This window comes from Mycobacterium sp. PS03-16, from assembly GCF_004570325.1.
Lineage (GTDB): Bacteria > Actinomycetota > Actinomycetes > Mycobacteriales > Mycobacteriaceae > Mycobacterium.
Genome location: NZ_SPQO01000002.1, coordinates 49,554 through 65,336 on the forward strand (window position 1 = coordinate 49,554; position 15,783 = coordinate 65,336).

Here is a 15,783-nt window from a genome sequence, read left to right on the forward strand (position 1 = left end):
CCGGTGCCGGGCTTCCCTCGCGGGGGCTGCTAGTCGTTCTGGAAGTAACTCAGCAGCCGCAGGATCTCCAGGTACAGCCAGACCAGCGTGACGGTCAGGCCGAGGGCGACGCCCCAGGCGGCCTTCTCCGGCGCGCCGGCGCGGATCATCTGGTCGGCGGCGTCGAAGTCGATCAGGAAGCTGAACGCCGCGAGGCCGATGCAGACCAGCGAGAAGATGATCGCGATGGTGCCGCCGCTGCGCAGGCCCATGCCCTCGCCGCCGCCCACACCGAACATGGCGAGGAGGAAGTTGCCGAGCATCAGCACCAGCACACCGAACATGCCGGCCACGATCATGCGGGTGAACTTCGGCGTCACGCGGATGGCACCGGTCTTGTAGACCACGAGCATGCCGAAGAAGACGCCGAACGTGGCGAGCAGCGCCTGAGTGATCAGCGCACCCGCGCTGCCACCGGCGACGACGACGTTGCCGAACACCCACGAGATGGCGCCGAGGAACAGGCCTTCCAGGCCGGCGTAGGTGAGGACGACGGCCGGGTTGTCCTGCTTGCGGCCGAAGGTGGCGATCAGCACGACGACGAGGCCGCCGAGGCCACCGATGAGGGTGAGCGGCATGGCCAGGCCGGGATTCATGCCGGTCAGGAAGTACGAGACGACGGCGACGGCCGACAGCACGGCCAGCGTGATGCCCGTCTTGGTCACCACGTCGTCGATGGTCATGGGCCGGGCGACGCCGGTCTGCTCCGGGTACTGAGTGGTGTGAGGCTCAGCGTGTACCTGCTGGGCACCGTAGCCGGCGGCTCCGGTACCGAATGTCGCGTATCCGCCCTGCTGCTTCGGCAGGGAGCGGAATACCGGGTTGCTGCTCTCGCGCACCGTCGGGTCCTCTCATAGGTGGTTCGATAGTGACGAACACACGATCAACGATCGACGGCCCGGCGCAAGTTCCCGTGGAGCGGAAATCGTTCACAGGAACTTCCCAGGCCAGTCGAGCGAAACCTTACCCGTCGCGCGCGGCGGGCGGGCAACGATCTACATTGCATATCCGTGGCGGAAAACGAGGATGTCCTAGTAACCGTGGCGAACGGCGTCGGCCACCTCACCCTGAACCGGCCGAAGGCGATCAATTCGCTGACGCACGGCATGGTGACGGCGATGACCGAGGCGCTCGACGGGTGGGAGCGCGACGACAGCGTCCACACCGTGCTGCTGTCCGGCGCCGGGGAACGGGGGCTGTGCGCGGGCGGTGACGTGGTCGCGATCTATCACAGCGCCAAGGCCGGAGGCGACGATGCGCGCCGGTTCTGGTTCGAGGAGTATCAGCTCAACGCGCGCATCGGCCGGTACCCGAAACCGTATGTCGCGCTGATGGACGGCATCGTGATGGGCGGCGGCGTCGGGGTCGCCGCGCACGCAGGCATCCGCGTCGTCACCGACACCACCAAGATGGCGATGCCGGAAGTCGGCATCGGTTTCATCCCCGACGTCGGCGGTACCCACCTGCTGTCCCGGGCGCCGGGCCTACTCGGGCTGCACGCCGCGCTCACCGGCGCGCCCTTCTCCGGCGCCGACGCCATCGCGATGGGGTTCGCCGACCACTTCGTGGCCCACGACGCCCTGCCCGCCTTCGCCGACCGGCTGATCGCCGACGGCGTGGACGCCGCGCTGGCCGCCCACGCGCAGGAACCGCCGGCCAGTCCCCTGCTGGCTCAGCGGGACTGGATCGACGAGTGCTACGCCGGGCACACCGTCGCCGACATCCTCGCCGCGCTGCGCGGACACGACGCCGGGCCGGCCAACGACGCGGCCGAGCTGATCGCGTCGCGCTCCCCCATCGCGCTCGCGGTCACTCTGCGCGCGGTGCGGCAGGCGAAGGACCTGGACACGCTCGAGGACGCGCTGCGCCAGGAGTACCGCACGTCGTGCGCCTCGCTGCGCTCGCACGACCTCGTCGAGGGCATCCGCGCCCAGCTCGTCGATAAGGATCGCAACCCGAAGTGGTCCCCCGCCTCGGTGGCCGACGTCACCGAATCCGACGTCGACGCCTACTTCCAGCCCGCCGACCCCGACGTCACGTTCCCGTAAAGGAGTAGCCATGGACTACGAGACCATCCTCGTCACCCGCGAGGGGCGGGTCGCCACGATCACGCTGAACCGGCCCACGGCGCTCAACGCGCTCAACACCCAGGTGATGACCGAGGTCACCACCGCCGCAGCCGAATTGGACGCCGACGAGAACATCGGCGCGATCGTGCTGACCGGCAGCGAGAAGGCGTTCGCCGCGGGCGCGGACATCAAGGAGATGGCGAGCCTGTCGTTCGCCGACGTGTTCACCGCCGACTTCTTCGCGCTGTGGAACTCCTTCGCCGCGACCCGCACCCCCACCATCGCCGCGGTGGCGGGCTACGCGCTGGGCGGCGGATGTGAGCTGGCGATGATGTGCGACATCCTGATCGCCGCGGACACCGCGAAGTTCGGCCAGCCAGAGATCAAGCTGGGCGTGCTGCCCGGCATGGGCGGTTCGCAGCGCCTCACCCGGGCGATCGGCAAGGCCAAGGCGATGGACCTCATCCTCACCGGCCGCACCATCGGCGCCGAGGAGGCCGAACGCAGCGGGCTGGTGTCGCGGGTGGTGCCCGCCGACCGACTGCTCGACGAGGCCGCCGAGGTCGCCGCCACCATCGCGGGTATGTCGCGCAACGCCGCCCGCATGGCCAAGGAGGCGGTCGACCGCGCCTTCGAGTCCAGCCTGGCCGAGGGCCTGCTGTACGAACGCCGACTGTTCCACTCGGCGTTCGCCACCGAGGATCAGAAGGAAGGCATGGCGGCGTTCAGCGAGAAACGCCCCGCCAACTTCACGCATCGTTAAAGTGCACTGGTGAGCGACGCGGCGGTCATCGAGAAAGCACCTCCGCAGGAACGGCCACCACAGAAGCGGGCGTGGTGGCTGCGCCACTACACGTTCTTCGGCACCGCCACCGGCCTGGTCTTCGTCTGGTTCTCCCTCACCCCCTCGTTGCTGCCCCGCGGTCCGCTGTTCCAGGGACTGGTCAGCGGCGCGGCCGGCGCCGCCGGATACGGCATCGGTGTCTTCGCGGTGTGGCTCGTGCGCTACATGCGCTCGAAACCCGACAGTCCCCGCGCCCCCGGGTGGGCGTGGGTGGTGCTCGTCATCGCCGGCGTCATCGGCCAGGTGCTGATGATCGTGTACTTCCACGTCTGGCAGGACCAGATCCGGGATCTGATGGGCGTTCCGCGCCTGGGCTTTTGGGACCATCCGCTGGCCGCGGTGCTGTCGATCGTCGTGCTGTTCGCGCTCGTGGAGATCGGTCAGCTGGTCCGCATCGTGGTCCGGTTCCTGGTGCGCCAACTCAACCGCGTTGCCCCGCCCCGGATTTCAGCGGTCATCGCGGTAGGACTGCTGCTGGCGCTGACCATCGCGCTGCTCAACGGCGTGGTGGTGCGGGGGGCCATGAGCGCGATCAACAACACGTTCGAGACGATCAATGACGAGACCGACCCGGATTTCGCGGCGCCGGACACCGCACTGCGCTCCGGCGGGCCGCAGTCGCTGGTCAGCTGGGAGTCCCTCGGGCATCAGGGCCGCATCTTCGTCGCCGGCGGCCCGACCGTGCAGGAGCTGACGGCGTTCAACGGCGCCCCGGCCACCGAGCCGATCCGCGCCTACGCCGGCCTCAACTCGGCCGACGGCATCCGCGCGACCGCCACGCTGGCCGCCCAGGAACTGCTGCGCACCGGCGGGCTGGACCGCGAGGTGGTCGCAGTGGCCACCACCACCGGCACCGGCTGGATCAACGAGGCCGAGGCCTCGGCGCTGGAGTACATGTTCAACGGCGACACCGCGATCGTGTCGATGCAGTACTCGTTCCTGCCGAGCTGGCTGTCGTTCCTGGTCGACCAGGAGAACGCGCGCCAGGCCGGGCAGGCCCTGTTCGAAGCCGTCGACCAGCTCATCCGCGAGCGGCCCGAGAACCAGCGGCCCCGCCTGGTGGTGTTCGGGGAGAGCCTGGGCTCGTTCGGCGGTGAGGCGCCGTTCCTGGCGCTCAACAACCTCGTCGCCCGCACCGACGGCGCCCTGTTCTCCGGCCCGACATTCAAGAACACCATCTGGACGCAACTGACGCGCGAGCGCGACCCGGGATCGCCCGAATGGCTGCCGATCTTCGACTCCGGGCAGAACGTGCGATTCGTCTCGCGCCCGGACAATCTCGATCGCCCCGACCGACCCTGGGGCACACCGCGAGTGGTCTATCTGCAGCACGCCTCGGACCCGATCTCGTGGTGGAACCCGGACCTGCTCTTCGCCCGGCCGGACTGGCTGCAGGAACCCCCGGGCTACGACCGCACCGCCCGGATGAAGTGGATCCCGGTGGTGACGTTCCTGCAGGTGTCTGCTGATATGGCGGTGGCGGTCGACGTTCCGGACGGTCACGGCCACCGCTACATCAAGGACGTCGCGAACGCCTGGGCGGCGATCCTGCAGCCGCCGGGCTGGACACCGGAGAAGACCGAACGGCTGCGTCCGCTGCTGCACGCCGACGAGAACAGTTAGCGCACAACGCCTTCGGCCACCAGCGCGTGGTAGCCGCCGATGACGTCGGTGGCGCGGTGCAGCCCGAGCTCCTGCAGTGCCGCGGCGGCCAGGCTGGAGGTGTAGCCCTCCGAGCAGAGGATCACCCATTCGACGTCGTCGGCGACCGCCTGCGGCAGCCGGGCGTCGCTGGTGGGGTCGCAGCGCCACTCGAGCACGTTGCGCTCGATGATCAGCGCGCCGGGCACCTCACCCTCGCGAGCGCGTTGCGCCTGCGGACGGATGTCGACCAGCAGCGCGCCGCGGGCCAGCGCGGCAGGCAGGGCGTGCGCGGGCAGGCGGTTCAGCCGGGCCCTGGCGGCCGCGAGCACCGCGTCGATGCGGCTGGTCATGTCAGGCCTCCGGCGCTTCGGTGAGTTCGGTGCGGTTGCGGCGCAGCGTGTTCCGCGGGGTCACCTCGTAGTAGGACATCGCGGTCAGCGGCGGCGAGTAGGCGTGCACGCTCAGCGTCGGGGTGCTGACGGTATCCGGCGCCCACACCACGTCGTGCACCCAGCCGAGCGGGAACGCCGCCTGGTCGCCGGCGGTCAGCCGGCGACGGCGCAGACGATCACCGGCCCAGCGGGTTTCGGCCAGCGATCCGGACACCACGGTGAGCGCGCCGAGGGAGCCGCCGTGGTCGTGCAGTTCGGTCGACTTCTCGGGCACCCAGCTGATCAGCCAGACGTCGAGTTCGTCGTCACCGGCCAGCCGGGCGTACCAGCGGTCGTCGCGCGGTACCCCGCCGGCGGGCAGCACGTGGTCGTAGCGGCCGCTGAGCACGGCGTCGGCTTCCCGGTCGGTGGCGTGGAGCAGATCAGGCAGCCGCAGCCGGGTCGGCGCGGAGACGGCGGGGACGGCGGCGGGGAGCAGCAGGGTATGCGCAGACGGCATGGAGGAAGCTTTCGTGAGGACGGACGGTGGCGAGGGTGGGCGTCAGGCCCGACAACACTCCACAACCGTGGTCCGCTCCATCACGGCCGCCAGTGTTGCATAGATTGGCGGTATGCGCAGGTACCCCGCAGGCCTTCTCGCGACCCTCGCACTCGCCGGTGCGGCCGCGCTCGCCGGCTGTTCGTCCGGCGGCGACAGCACTCCGGCGACCACGTCGTCGCAGGCCCAGACCACGGCAAGCACGACGGCCACCACCGAGGCGCGCACCGCGGCGCCCGGCGCGGTCGGCACGTCACCCGACGGTGTCACCACCGCGGTGGGGGCGCCCGCGGAGTCCACCGAAGAGGAGTACTTCCAGGCCTGCAACGCCGCCCGCATCTGGCTCACCGAACGCGGTGGCGATCCGAAGACGCAGGTTGAGCCGTATCTGGCGGAGCTGCAGCGCAGTGACTCGGCAGGGCCGGGCACCTTCGGCACGCCGTGGTCGCAGCTGCAGCCGGGCCGGCAGGCGGCGGTCATCGTGGCGGTGGAGGCCGCGGCCGACCAGTTGTGCGGCTGACGGTTCGGATCACGGTGCGCACAACTCCACAGGACGACAGGGCCGGACCGGACCGGCCGTGGCGCCGTCCCGGCGCCGCCCGGTATGCGTTGCACCGGCTCGGGCAGCTGGTGCGCCCGTCGGTCGACGTCCACGAACCCGAACCGGGTGCCGTCCGCATCGACCGCGACGTCGCGGTGCCGACCCGCGACGGCACCGTGTTGCGGGTCAACGTGCATCTGCCGCCCGGCGACGGCCCGCACGCGGTGCTGCTCTGCGCGCACCCCTACGGCAAGGACAACGTGCCGCGGCCCCGGCGCCGTGGCGGCTTCTCGCTGCCGTTCCAGTACCGGGCGCTGCGCCAGACCGGTCGTATCCGGTTCTCGTCGCTGACCAGTTGGGAGGCGCCGGACCCGGCGTGGTGGACGGCACAGGGGTTCGCGGTGATCAACGCCGACCTGCGCGGCGCCGGGCACTCCGACGGCGTCGGCGCGCTGCTGTCGGACCAGGAAGGCGCGGACGTCTACGACCTCGTCGAGTGGGCGGCCACCCAGTCGTGGAGCACCGGCGCGGTCGGCATGATCGGGGTGTCATACCTGGCGATCTCGCAGTGGAAGGCCGCCGCACTGCGCCCACCGCACCTGCGCGCGATCGTGCCGTGGGAGGGCATGACCGACGCCTACCGAGACCTGTTGCGCCCGGGCGGGATCCGTGAGGTCGGGTTCGTGCGGATGTGGAGCAGGGGGCTGCGTCAGGCGCGGCTGGCGTACGACCTGGGTGGCGAGAACGCCGAACGGCCGCTGCGCGACGACTTCTGGCGCTCGCTGGTGCCGCGGCTCGCCGACATCGAGGTGCCCGCGCTGATCTGCGGCAGCTTCTCCGACAACAACCTGCACAGCCGCGGCTCGATCCGGGGTTGGGAGACGATCTCCTCGCCGCAGCGGCACCTGTACACCCATCGCGGCGGGAAGTGGGCGACGTTCTACGCCGACGACGCCCGGCGCGCGCAACTGGCGTTCCTGGACCGTCACCTGCGCGGCGGCGACACGGCCGTCCTGCCGCCGGTCCGGCTGGAGGTGCGGGAGAGCCGCGACCGCGTCGTGGCGGTGCGCGACGCACCGGGCTGGCCGCTGCCGGACACGGTGTGGACGCCGCTGCACCTGTGCGACGACGGGCTGAGCACCGACACCGCACCGGCCGACGGCGCGCTGACATTCGACACCCGCAGCGGCGGCGCGCGGTTCGGATGGACCGTTCCGCGCGACCTCGAACTCACCGGACCGATGGCGGTGCGGCTGTTCGTCTCCGTCGACGGCGCCGACGACGTCGACCTGTTCGTCGGGGTCGAGAAGTGGCGCGCCGGGCGGTTCGTACCGTTCGAGGGCTCCTACGGGTTCGGCCGCGACCGCGTCACCACCGGGTGGCTGCGGGCATCGCTTCGGGCACTCGACGCCCACCAGTCGCGCCCCTTCGAACCGGTGCCGACGTACACGATCCCGGCGCCGCTGGTCCCGGGTGAGGTGGTGCAGGTGGACATTCCGCTCGGTCCCTCGGCGACGCTGTTCCGTGCCGGTGAGCAGGTGCGGCTGGTGGTGGCCGGCCGCTGGCTGTGGCTCCGCAACCCGCTGTCCGGACAGTTCCCCGCGGCGTACGCCCGCGGGCCGCGCGGACGCTGCACGCTGCACTGGGGGCCGGGCCGCGACGCCCGGTTGCTGGTCCCGGTGATCGGCGGCGGCGCACAATGACGCCATGACCAAGCGTGTCGCGCTGGTGCTCGGCAGCGGGGGTGCCCGCGGCTATGCGCACATCGGCGTCATCGGCGAGCTGCGGGAGCGCGGCTACGAGATCGTGGGCCTCTCGGGGTCGTCGATGGGTGCGCTGGTCGGCGGCCTTCAGGCGGCGGGCAAGCTCGACGAGTACACCGAATGGGCGAAATCGCTGACGCAGCGGGCGGTTCTGCGCCTGCTCGATCCGTCCATCACCGCGGCCGGCGTGTTGCGGGCGGAGAAGATCCTCGACGCCGTGCGCGACATCCTCGGTGACGTGTGCATCGAGGATCTGCCGGTCCCCTACACCGCGGTGACCACCGACCTCATCGCGGGCCGCTCGGTGTGGCTGCAGCGCGGCCCGGTCGACGCGGCCATCCGCGCGTCGATCGCGATTCCCGGCGTCATCACCCCGCACGTGCTCGACGGCCGGCTGCTCGCCGACGGCGGCATCCTCGACCCGCTGCCGATGGCGCCGGTCGCCGCGGTCAACGCCGACGTCACGATCGCGGTGAGTCTGGGCGGCAGCGAATCCGGCGGCCGGGCCGAACCCGACGACACCGAGGCGAATCCGACCGCCGACTGGCTGAACCGGTTGCTGCGCAGCACCTCCGCGCTACTGGACTCGAAATCGGCGCGCGCGGTGCTCGATACGCCCGCGGTGCAGTCCATGCTCAACCGGTTCGGGACGGTGGACGCTCCCGACTCCGGGGCCGGCGACGCCGAGGACGGCGAGAGCAGTGCCGACCAGCTGGTCGACGCGGCCCGCGAGATCCCGGTGCCCAAACTCGGCAGCTTCGAGGTGATGAACCGCACCATCGACATCGCGCAGGCGGCGCTGGCGCGTCACACGCTGGCGGCATATCCGCCGGACCTGTTGATCGAGGTGCCCCGCACCGTCAGCCGCAGTCTGGACTTCCACCGCGCCGCCGAGGTCATCGAGGTGGGCCGGGAGCTGGCCCGCGACGCGCTCGACCACTACGAAAAGCCGGAGTTCACGCCGCTGCTCGCCCCCTGAGTCAGCCGAGGAACGCGGCGATCTCGGCAGCCACCCGCCGGCCCTGCACCCGGCCGGCCCGGGCGGACGGGATGCGGCAGGCGGGGTCGAGCGGGTTCGCACCGAACGCGGCCAGCGACTCGTCGTCGGCGAAGACACCGGCCGTCGGCACCGGGAAGGAGTCGACCTCGGCGACCGCGCCGCTGCCGAACGGTGACGGCGACGACCGGCCCGACGGCACCAGGACCACCGCGGCGTCACAGTCGGCGGCGACGGCCATGTTGACCGTGCTGCCCACGCCGCCGTCCATGAACCGCCGCGCGCCGATGGTCACCGGCGGCCACACCCCGGGCACCGCGCAGCTGGCGGCGACGGCGTCGACCAGGCCGACCCCGGCGTCGCGGTCGAAGGTGACCAGTTCGCCGGTGGCGGTGTCGATCGCGGTGATCCGCAGATCCCGCTCCGGCCACCGGTGGACGGGCAGGCGCTGCTCGATCACCGCGCGGCGCACGGGTTCTGGGACTGTGGGGGTGCGCAGCGCGATCTCGCCGATGCGCTGCAGCTTCTCGGTGACCGTGAGGCCGGGTTGCATCATCGCGGTGACGAAGAGGTCGGTGATGCCCTCGATGCTCACCCCGGGATCGATCTCCGCCGACGCCGACGCCAGCTGCCGCTCGTAGAGCGCCGCGATGGTCAGCCCGCTGCCCAGCTGCGCGGCGACGGTCGACCCGGCCGACGTGCCGACCAGGATGTCCGCACCCAACAGCGCGTCGGCGGTGGCGGGCGATTCGTCGGCGATCCCGCACAGCACCCCGGTCTCCCAGGCGATGCCCGCGATTCCGCCGCCGGCCAGCACCAGTGCTCGCGTGGTCACAGCCGGCAGTGTGCCAGGTGGGTTGCCCGACGTTCACCTGAGGTTCCGCCGCGCCGGGGTTCGCGTACGGCGCGCAGGGCCGCTGACCGGCCGCCGCGCGGGCCGCGCTCTACCCTGGACCGGTGTCACGCGTCCTTTCGGTCAACATCGCCCGGCCCCGCCCCAACCCCGCCAAGACCACCGCGATCACCGGCATCGACAAGGTGCCGACCGACGCCGCGGTGGCGGTGCGCCCGCCGGGCCCGCTGCGGACGGGGCTGGGCAGCGGCCTGACCGACGACGTCATCGGCAACAAGAAGCTGCACGGCGGGAACGATCAGGCGGTGTACGCCTATGCCCGCGAGGACCTCGACGACTGGCAGTCCACGTGGGACCGCACCCTGAGCAACGGCAATTTCGGCGAGAACGTCACCACCGCAGGCATCGACGTCACCGGCGCCCACATCGGTGAGCGGTGGCAGGTCGGCACCGGCGGTCTGCTGCTCGAGGTCACCTCACCGCGCACCCCCTGCCGCACCTTCGCGGCGTTCATGGACATCCCCGGCCTGATCAAGACGTTCACCGCCGCCGCGGTGCCCGGCGCCTACCTGCGGGTGATCCACCCCGGCACGGTCCGGGCCGGCGACGAGGTGACGGTGCTCGACCGGCCCGACCACGGCATCACGGTCGGGTTCGTGTTCCGCGCGATCACCCGGGAGCGCGATCTGTTGCCGCAGCTGGTCGGCATCGACGCGCTGCCCGGGGACATCAAGACGATGGCCCGCGACCGCAGCGCCAAGCCGGCCTGACACTTCGAAGGGACGACGACGATGACCGACGACCTCACCGGTACCATGCGCGCCGAGCGGTTCTACGCCGAGACGAAACGCGTTGTCCTCGAGGAGGTACCGATCCCCCGGCCCGGCCCCGGTGAGGTCCTGGTCAAAGTGGCGTTCTGCGGCATCTGCCACTCCGACCTGAGCCTGATCAACGGGACCTTCCCGGCGCAGGCGAAGGTGGTCACCCAGGGGCACGAGGCCTCGGGCACCATCGCCGCACTGGGCGCGGACGTGACGGGTTGGGAGGTCGGCGACCGGGTCGTGGTGGCGGCGGGCCGGCCCTGCCTGGAGTGCGCGAACTGCCGGCGCGGCGATGTCGCGAACTGTCTGCAGATCCGGCTGATGGCGTTCGCCTACGACGGTGCCTGGGCGGAATACACCGTCGCCCAGGCCTTCGGCCTGACCCGGGTGCCCGACAACGTGCCGCTCGAGCAGGCCGCGATCCTCGCCGACGCGGTGTCGACGCCGTACGGCGCGGTGGTGCGCACCGGCAAGGTGGGCATCGGTGAGTCGGTCGGCGTGTGGGGTCTCGGCGGGGTCGGCACTCACATCGTGCAGTTGGCGCGTCTGGTCGGCGCGGTGCCGATCGTGGCCGTCGACATCAATCCCGCCGTGCTGGACCGCGCGCTGGCGCTCGGTGCGGATCACGCGTTCGAGTCGACCGATCCGCAACTGCGCGACAAGATCCTGGAGGTGACCGGCGGCCGGGGGCTCGACGTGGCGTTCGATGCCGTCGGGTTGAAGACCACGTTCGAGCAGGGGCTGGACTGTGTGACCGTCGGCGGCCGACTGGTGGCGGTCGGCATGAGCGCCGAGAGCCCGACGGTCGGGCCGACGGCGCTGTTCGGGCTGACCCAGAAACAGGTGCTCGGCCACCTCGGGTACCAGAACGTCGACATCGCCACGCTCGCCACGCTGGTGTCGCGCGGCCGGCTCGACCTCTCCCGGTCGATCAGCGAGATCATCCCGCTCGACGACATCGAGTCGGGTATCGCCCGGCTGGACCGCGGCGAGGGCAACCCGATCCGAATCCTCGTGCAGCCGTAGCGGTTCCCCGCTCACCGCAACGGCGCCGCCGCCCGTCCGCTGATCAGTGGCAGGTCCAGGTAGGTGGCGATGCCCGGCGGCGCCGCGCACACCGCGGGCACGGAGTTCACGCAGTGCGCCGCGGTGGCGACGATGCCGTTGTTGCTCTCCAAGCCGGCCGCGACACTGTCGGGCTGAAACCCCTTGATCACCACCGTGAAATCGGGATTGCCGCGAACCTCCATCTCGTAGCGTTCGCCGGCGTCGCCGAAGCCCCACGGCGGGTCGAGGTGGTCCTGACCCATCAGCCAGTTCACGGTGACGCGCACGACGACCTCGTCGCCGACGAGCGCCTCCCAGTGGAAGCGGCGGCCGGCCACCTGACCCGGTTCGATCGCGCCCATCGGCGATTCGATCGGCGCCGTCGCGACCGAGATCTCCTGAGACGACCGGATCGTCGGGTCGGCGCGGAAACCCATCGTGTCGACGATCATCTTCACCGACTGGATGAAGCCGCCGTCGAGCAGCTTCTGCATGGGACCCGACAGCGCCTTCTCCGGGGTGTCACCGAACCCCATGACGTAGCGCAGCACGTCGGGCGCGTCATAGGTGCGCAGATCCGAGAACTCCTCGGCGCGCACGAATGTCACGCCCGTGGACATGATCGACATGACCAACGGGAACTTCTCGCTGATGCCGCCGGGCGCGATTCCGGTGCCGTGCAGCGTCACCCCGCCGTCGAGCGCAGCCTCGCGCAGCGGTGCGGCCTCCTTCTCGCCCGGGTAGAACCAGCCCACCGGGGTGACGACGTTCTTACCCGACCGCAGCAGCGCGGCGACCTCCTTCGGATCGGGCAGCAGCGGCGAGTAGATGACCGCGTCGGCGTCGAGCGCGAGGATCTCGTCTGCGCTGTTGGTGGCGGTCACGCCCAGCGGACCCGTGCCGGCCAGCTCGCCGACGTCCCGGCCGGCCTTGTCGGTCGAGTGCACCCAGCAGCCCGCCAGCTCGAGGTCGGGATGTTCCAGCACGCCCTTGATCGCCGCGACCCCCACGCCGCCCGTCGCCCACTGCACCACCCGTAACGCCACCGAGCCTCCTCTTGACCCTCGAACTGGAACACGTTCTACTCGATTCTGGCGCGAGCGTGCGGGTCTGTACGCAACACGCCGAGATTGGGCGTACGAATCCGCACGCTCGCCGAACCGGGAAGGTGCGCAGATGCCGCAGAAGGTGTTCGTCGTCGGGGTTGGCATGACGAAGTTCGAGAAGCCGGGCCGCAGAGAAGGCTGGGACTACCCGCAGATGGCCAAGGAGTCGGGCACCAAGGCGCTCGAGGATGCCGGGATCGACTACTCCGAGGTGCAGCAGGGCTTCGTCGGCTACTGCACCGGAGATTCCACGTCGGGGCAGCGGGCGCTCTACGAGTTGGGTATGACCGGTATCCCGATGGTCAACGTCAACAACAACTGCTCGACCGGGTCGACGGCGTTGTACCTCGCGGCGCAGACCATCCGGGGCGGGCTGGCCGACTGCACGCTGGCGCTGGGCTTCGAGAAGATGCAGCCCGGTGCACTGGCCGGCGGCGCCGAGGACCGCGAGTCGCCGCTGGGGCGTCACATCAAGGCGCTGGCCCAGATCGAGGAGTTCGCGCTGCCCGTCGCCCCGTGGATGTTCGCCGCCGCCGGCCGCGAGCACATGCGCCAGCACGGCAGCACCGCGGAGCACTTCGCGAAGATCGGCTACAAGAACCACAAGCACTCGGTGAACAACCCCTACGCGCAGTTCCAGGAGGAGTACACGCTCGACGACATCCTCGGCGCGCGGATGATCTCCGACCCGGTGACCAAGCTGCAGTGCTCCCCCACCTCCGACGGGTCGGGTGCGGCAATTCTCGCCAGTGAGGACTTCGTCGATCGCCACGGACTGGCCGGCCAGGCCGTCGAGATCGTCGGTCAGGCGATGACCACGGATTTCGAGACCACCTTCGACGGCAGCGCGAAGAACGTGATCGGCTACGACATGAACGTCCAGGCCGCCCGCCAGGTGTACGAGCAGTCCGGGCTGGGCCCCGCCGACTTCCAGGTGATCGAGCTGCACGACTGCTTCTCGGCCAACGAACTGCTGCTCTACGAGGCGCTGGGGCTGTGCGGTGAGGGTGAGGCGCCCAAGCTGATCGACAACAACGACACCACCTACGGCGGCCGCTGGGTGGTCAACCCGTCGGGCGGGCTGATCTCCAAGGGACACCCGCTCGGGGCGACGGGTCTGGCGCAGTGCGCCGAGCTGACCTGGCAGCTGCGCGGCGCCGCCGACAAGCGGCAGGTCGACGGCGTCACCGCCGCCCTGCAACACAACATCGGGCTGGGCGGCGCGGCGGTGGTCACCGCCTACCAGCGCGCCGAACGCTGATCGCGCCGCCGCTGCGCGGGAAGGAAATTCCGTTCCCTGGCGATTGGAAGAAGAGGAGAATCGCGAACGAGGGAACGGAGGCCTGCTATGCGTACCAGGTGGGCACTGGCGGCGGCGACGGCGGTATGCGGGGTGATCGCGGCTCCGGCCGGCCTCGCATCGGCCCAGGAGTCGGCACAGGACACGATCAACCGGCTGCAGCGCGACGGGTACACGGTGCACATCGACCGGGTCGGCAGCGCGCCGCTGAGCGACTGCGTGGTGACCAACGTCCGTAACCCCAAGCAGGTGACGTCCTGGTCGCCGATCGACCGGATCGGGCTCGACGACGACTACACGGTGTTCGACCCGGTGGTCGTGAGCCGGTCGGTGTCGATCACGCTGAACTGCGCGGGCTGACAACGCCGAACGACCCGGCCGGGTGACACCCGGCCGGGTCGCTGGCGGCTCGCCCTATGCCGACGCAGGGACTCGCTCCTGCGCCGGTTCTTCGGCGCGCCGATCGTGCGGATGGTCGTCGACCATCGTCAGCTCGTCGAACGGATCGTCGCCGCGCAGCACCGCCTCGACCCGCTCCTTGTCGATGGTCCTGGTCCACGAGCCGACCAGCACGGTCGCCACCGCGTTGCCCGAGAAGTTGGTCAGCGCACGGGCTTCGGACATGAACCGGTCGATCCCGACGATCAGCCCGACGCCGTCGAGCAGATCGGGGCGGTGGCTCTGCAGACCGCCGGCCAGCGTGGCCAGACCGGCGCCGGTGACCCCGGCCGCGCCCTTGGAGGCGACGATCATGAACACCAGCAGGCCGATCTGTTCGGCCAGCGACAGCGGGTCGCCCAGCGCACCGGCGATGAACAGCGACGCCATGGTCAGGTAGATCGCGGTGCCGTCCAGGTTGAACGAGTAGCCGGTGGGCACGACGACGCCGACGGTGCTGCGGTCCACCCCGAGGTGCTCCATCTTCGCGATCAGTCGCGGCAGCGCCGACTCCGACGAGGAGGTCGACACGATGAGCAGGTATTCGCGGGCCAGGTAACGGACCAGCTTGAAGATCGAGACGCCGGCCACCACGCGCATCAGCACCCCGAGGACACCGAAGACGAAGACCACGCAGGTGACGTAGAAGCCGAGCATCAGGCCCAGCAGCTGGGTCACCGCGGTCCAGCCGGTCTGGCCGACCACGTTGGCGATCGCGCCGAACGCGCCGATCGGCGCCAGCCACAGGATCATCACCAGAACCTTGAACACCAGCTTCTGCAGGTACTCGACGCCGCGCAGGATCGGCTCACCGGTGGTGCCCATCGCCTGCAGCGCGAAGCCGACCAGCAGTGCGATGAACAGGGCCTGCAGGACGCTGCCCGCGGTCAGGGACGAGAACATCGTCTCGGGGATGATGCCGCGCACGAAGTCCATGAGACCGCCTGCCTCATGGGCGGTTTCGGCCAGCTCGGCGCCCTTGCCCATGGCGCCCTCGGTGAGCTGCATCCCGGTGCCGGGGTGCAGTACGTTGCCGACCACCAGGCCGATCGCGAGCGCGAACGTCGACATCAGCAGGAAGTACACGAACGCCAGGCCGCCGACCTTGCCGACCGTGGCGGCTTTGCGCACCGACCCGATGCCCAGCACGATCGTGCAGAAGATCACCGGCGCGATCATCATCTTGATCAGGTCGACGAACATGGCGCCGAGCACGCCGACGCTCTTGCCGACCTCGGGTGCAAGGATCCCGACCGCCACACCGGCCAGCACCGCGACGATGACCGCGATGTAGAGCCAGTGGGTGCGGTCGCGGCGGCGGGCCGGTGGATCCGGGACGTCCGGCCGGTCGAGGGTGGTGCTCATGGGATGGTTCCTCCAGGTCGACAGTG

General features: G+C 70.4%; 15 protein-coding genes and 1 pseudogene. 10 read left to right on the top strand and 6 right to left on the bottom strand.

Features of this window, described 5'->3' with window-relative positions:
- Positions 1-29: 29 nt before the first annotated feature.
- Positions 30-878 (bottom strand): Bax inhibitor-1/YccA family protein, encoded by an 849-nt coding sequence (locus E4P42_RS01770; RefSeq protein WP_135122650.1) that lies wholly within the window; start codon positions 876-878, stop codon positions 30-32.
- A gap of 171 nt (positions 879-1,049) precedes the next feature.
- Between E4P42_RS01770 and E4P42_RS01775 the strand changes: the two genes are divergently transcribed.
- The 3 genes from E4P42_RS01775 to E4P42_RS01785 are packed head-to-tail and all read left to right on the top strand — an operon-like array spanning position 1,050 to position 4,575.
- The gene (locus E4P42_RS01775; RefSeq protein WP_135122651.1) at positions 1,050-2,087 is read left to right on the top strand and encodes an enoyl-CoA hydratase/isomerase family protein; all 1,038 of its coding nucleotides are present in this window, start codon (positions 1,050-1,052) and stop codon (positions 2,085-2,087) included.
- A gap of 10 nt (positions 2,088-2,097) precedes the next feature.
- Positions 2,098-2,871 carry an enoyl-CoA hydratase gene (locus E4P42_RS01780; RefSeq protein ID WP_135122652.1) on the top strand — a complete coding sequence of 258 codons (774 nt, stop codon included), beginning with the start codon at positions 2,098-2,100 and terminating at the stop codon, positions 2,869-2,871.
- A 9-nt stretch (positions 2,872-2,880) separates the two neighbouring features.
- Entirely contained in the window at positions 2,881-4,575 is a 1,695-nt protein-coding gene (locus E4P42_RS01785; RefSeq protein ID WP_167759320.1) for an alpha/beta-hydrolase family protein, read from the top strand.
- Here E4P42_RS01785 and E4P42_RS01790 read toward each other — a convergent pair.
- The gene (locus tag E4P42_RS01790; RefSeq protein WP_135122654.1) at positions 4,572-4,946 is read right to left on the bottom strand and encodes a rhodanese-like domain-containing protein; all 375 of its coding nucleotides are present in this window, start codon (positions 4,944-4,946) and stop codon (positions 4,572-4,574) included. The two genes, E4P42_RS01785 and E4P42_RS01790, sit on opposite strands and share 4 nt — an antisense overlap.
- A 1-nt stretch (position 4,947) precedes the next feature.
- A pseudogene (locus E4P42_RS01795) lies at positions 4,948-5,480 on the bottom strand (cysteine dioxygenase family protein).
- Between the two features lie 119 nt (positions 5,481-5,599).
- On the opposite strand from E4P42_RS01795, the gene E4P42_RS01800 reads away from it, so the two are divergent.
- Genes E4P42_RS01800 through E4P42_RS01810 form a run of 3 tightly spaced genes read left to right on the top strand, consistent with a single transcriptional unit; the run spans position 5,600 to position 8,809 of the window.
- Positions 5,600-6,046, top strand: coding sequence for a lipoprotein LpqV (locus E4P42_RS01800; protein ID WP_135122656.1), 447 nt, complete (start codon positions 5,600-5,602; stop codon positions 6,044-6,046).
- 14 nt (positions 6,047-6,060) lie between these two features.
- Positions 6,061-7,770, top strand: coding sequence for a CocE/NonD family hydrolase (locus E4P42_RS01805; RefSeq protein ID WP_135122657.1), 1,710 nt, complete (start codon positions 6,061-6,063; stop codon positions 7,768-7,770).
- A 4-nt stretch (positions 7,771-7,774) separates the two neighbouring features.
- Complete coding sequence (locus E4P42_RS01810; RefSeq protein ID WP_135122658.1) at positions 7,775-8,809, top strand: patatin-like phospholipase family protein; 1,035 nt, start codon at positions 7,775-7,777, stop codon at positions 8,807-8,809.
- 1 nt (position 8,810) lies between these two features.
- Here the strand turns inward: E4P42_RS01810 and E4P42_RS01815 are convergent, their stop codons facing one another.
- A complete protein-coding gene (locus E4P42_RS01815) occupies positions 8,811-9,662 on the bottom strand; it encodes a patatin-like phospholipase family protein (RefSeq protein WP_371286971.1) in 852 nt (283 codons plus the stop codon).
- Positions 9,663-9,784: 122 nt separating this feature from the next.
- On the opposite strand from E4P42_RS01815, the gene E4P42_RS01820 reads away from it, so the two are divergent.
- Both E4P42_RS01820 and E4P42_RS01825 read left to right on the top strand, forming a co-directional pair.
- On the top strand, positions 9,785-10,450 hold the full coding sequence (locus E4P42_RS01820; RefSeq protein WP_135122659.1) for an MOSC domain-containing protein: 666 nt from the start codon (positions 9,785-9,787) through the stop codon (positions 10,448-10,450).
- A gap of 21 nt (positions 10,451-10,471) precedes the next feature.
- A complete protein-coding gene (locus tag E4P42_RS01825) occupies positions 10,472-11,527 on the top strand; it encodes a zinc-binding dehydrogenase (protein WP_135122660.1) in 1,056 nt (351 codons plus the stop codon).
- Between the two features lie 11 nt (positions 11,528-11,538).
- Here E4P42_RS01825 and E4P42_RS01830 read toward each other — a convergent pair whose 3' ends face one another.
- Positions 11,539-12,594 (bottom strand): dihydrodipicolinate reductase, encoded by a 1,056-nt coding sequence (locus E4P42_RS01830; protein WP_135122661.1) that lies wholly within the window; start codon positions 12,592-12,594, stop codon positions 11,539-11,541.
- 130 nt (positions 12,595-12,724) lie between these two features.
- Between E4P42_RS01830 and E4P42_RS01835 the strand changes: the two genes are divergently transcribed.
- Together E4P42_RS01835 and E4P42_RS01840 are read left to right on the top strand one after the other, a co-directional pair.
- The gene (locus tag E4P42_RS01835; protein ID WP_135122662.1) at positions 12,725-13,915 is read left to right on the top strand and encodes a lipid-transfer protein; all 1,191 of its coding nucleotides are present in this window, start codon (positions 12,725-12,727) and stop codon (positions 13,913-13,915) included.
- 87 nt (positions 13,916-14,002) lie between these two features.
- The gene (locus E4P42_RS01840; protein WP_135122663.1) at positions 14,003-14,314 is read left to right on the top strand and encodes a hypothetical protein; all 312 of its coding nucleotides are present in this window, start codon (positions 14,003-14,005) and stop codon (positions 14,312-14,314) included.
- Positions 14,315-14,368: 54 nt separating this feature from the next.
- On the opposite strand, the gene E4P42_RS01845 is transcribed toward E4P42_RS01840, so the two are convergent.
- Positions 14,369-15,757 carry a cation:dicarboxylate symporter family transporter gene (locus E4P42_RS01845; protein WP_135122664.1) on the bottom strand — a complete coding sequence of 463 codons (1,389 nt, stop codon included), beginning with the start codon at positions 15,755-15,757 and terminating at the stop codon, positions 14,369-14,371.
- Positions 15,758-15,783: the final 26 nt, after the last annotated feature.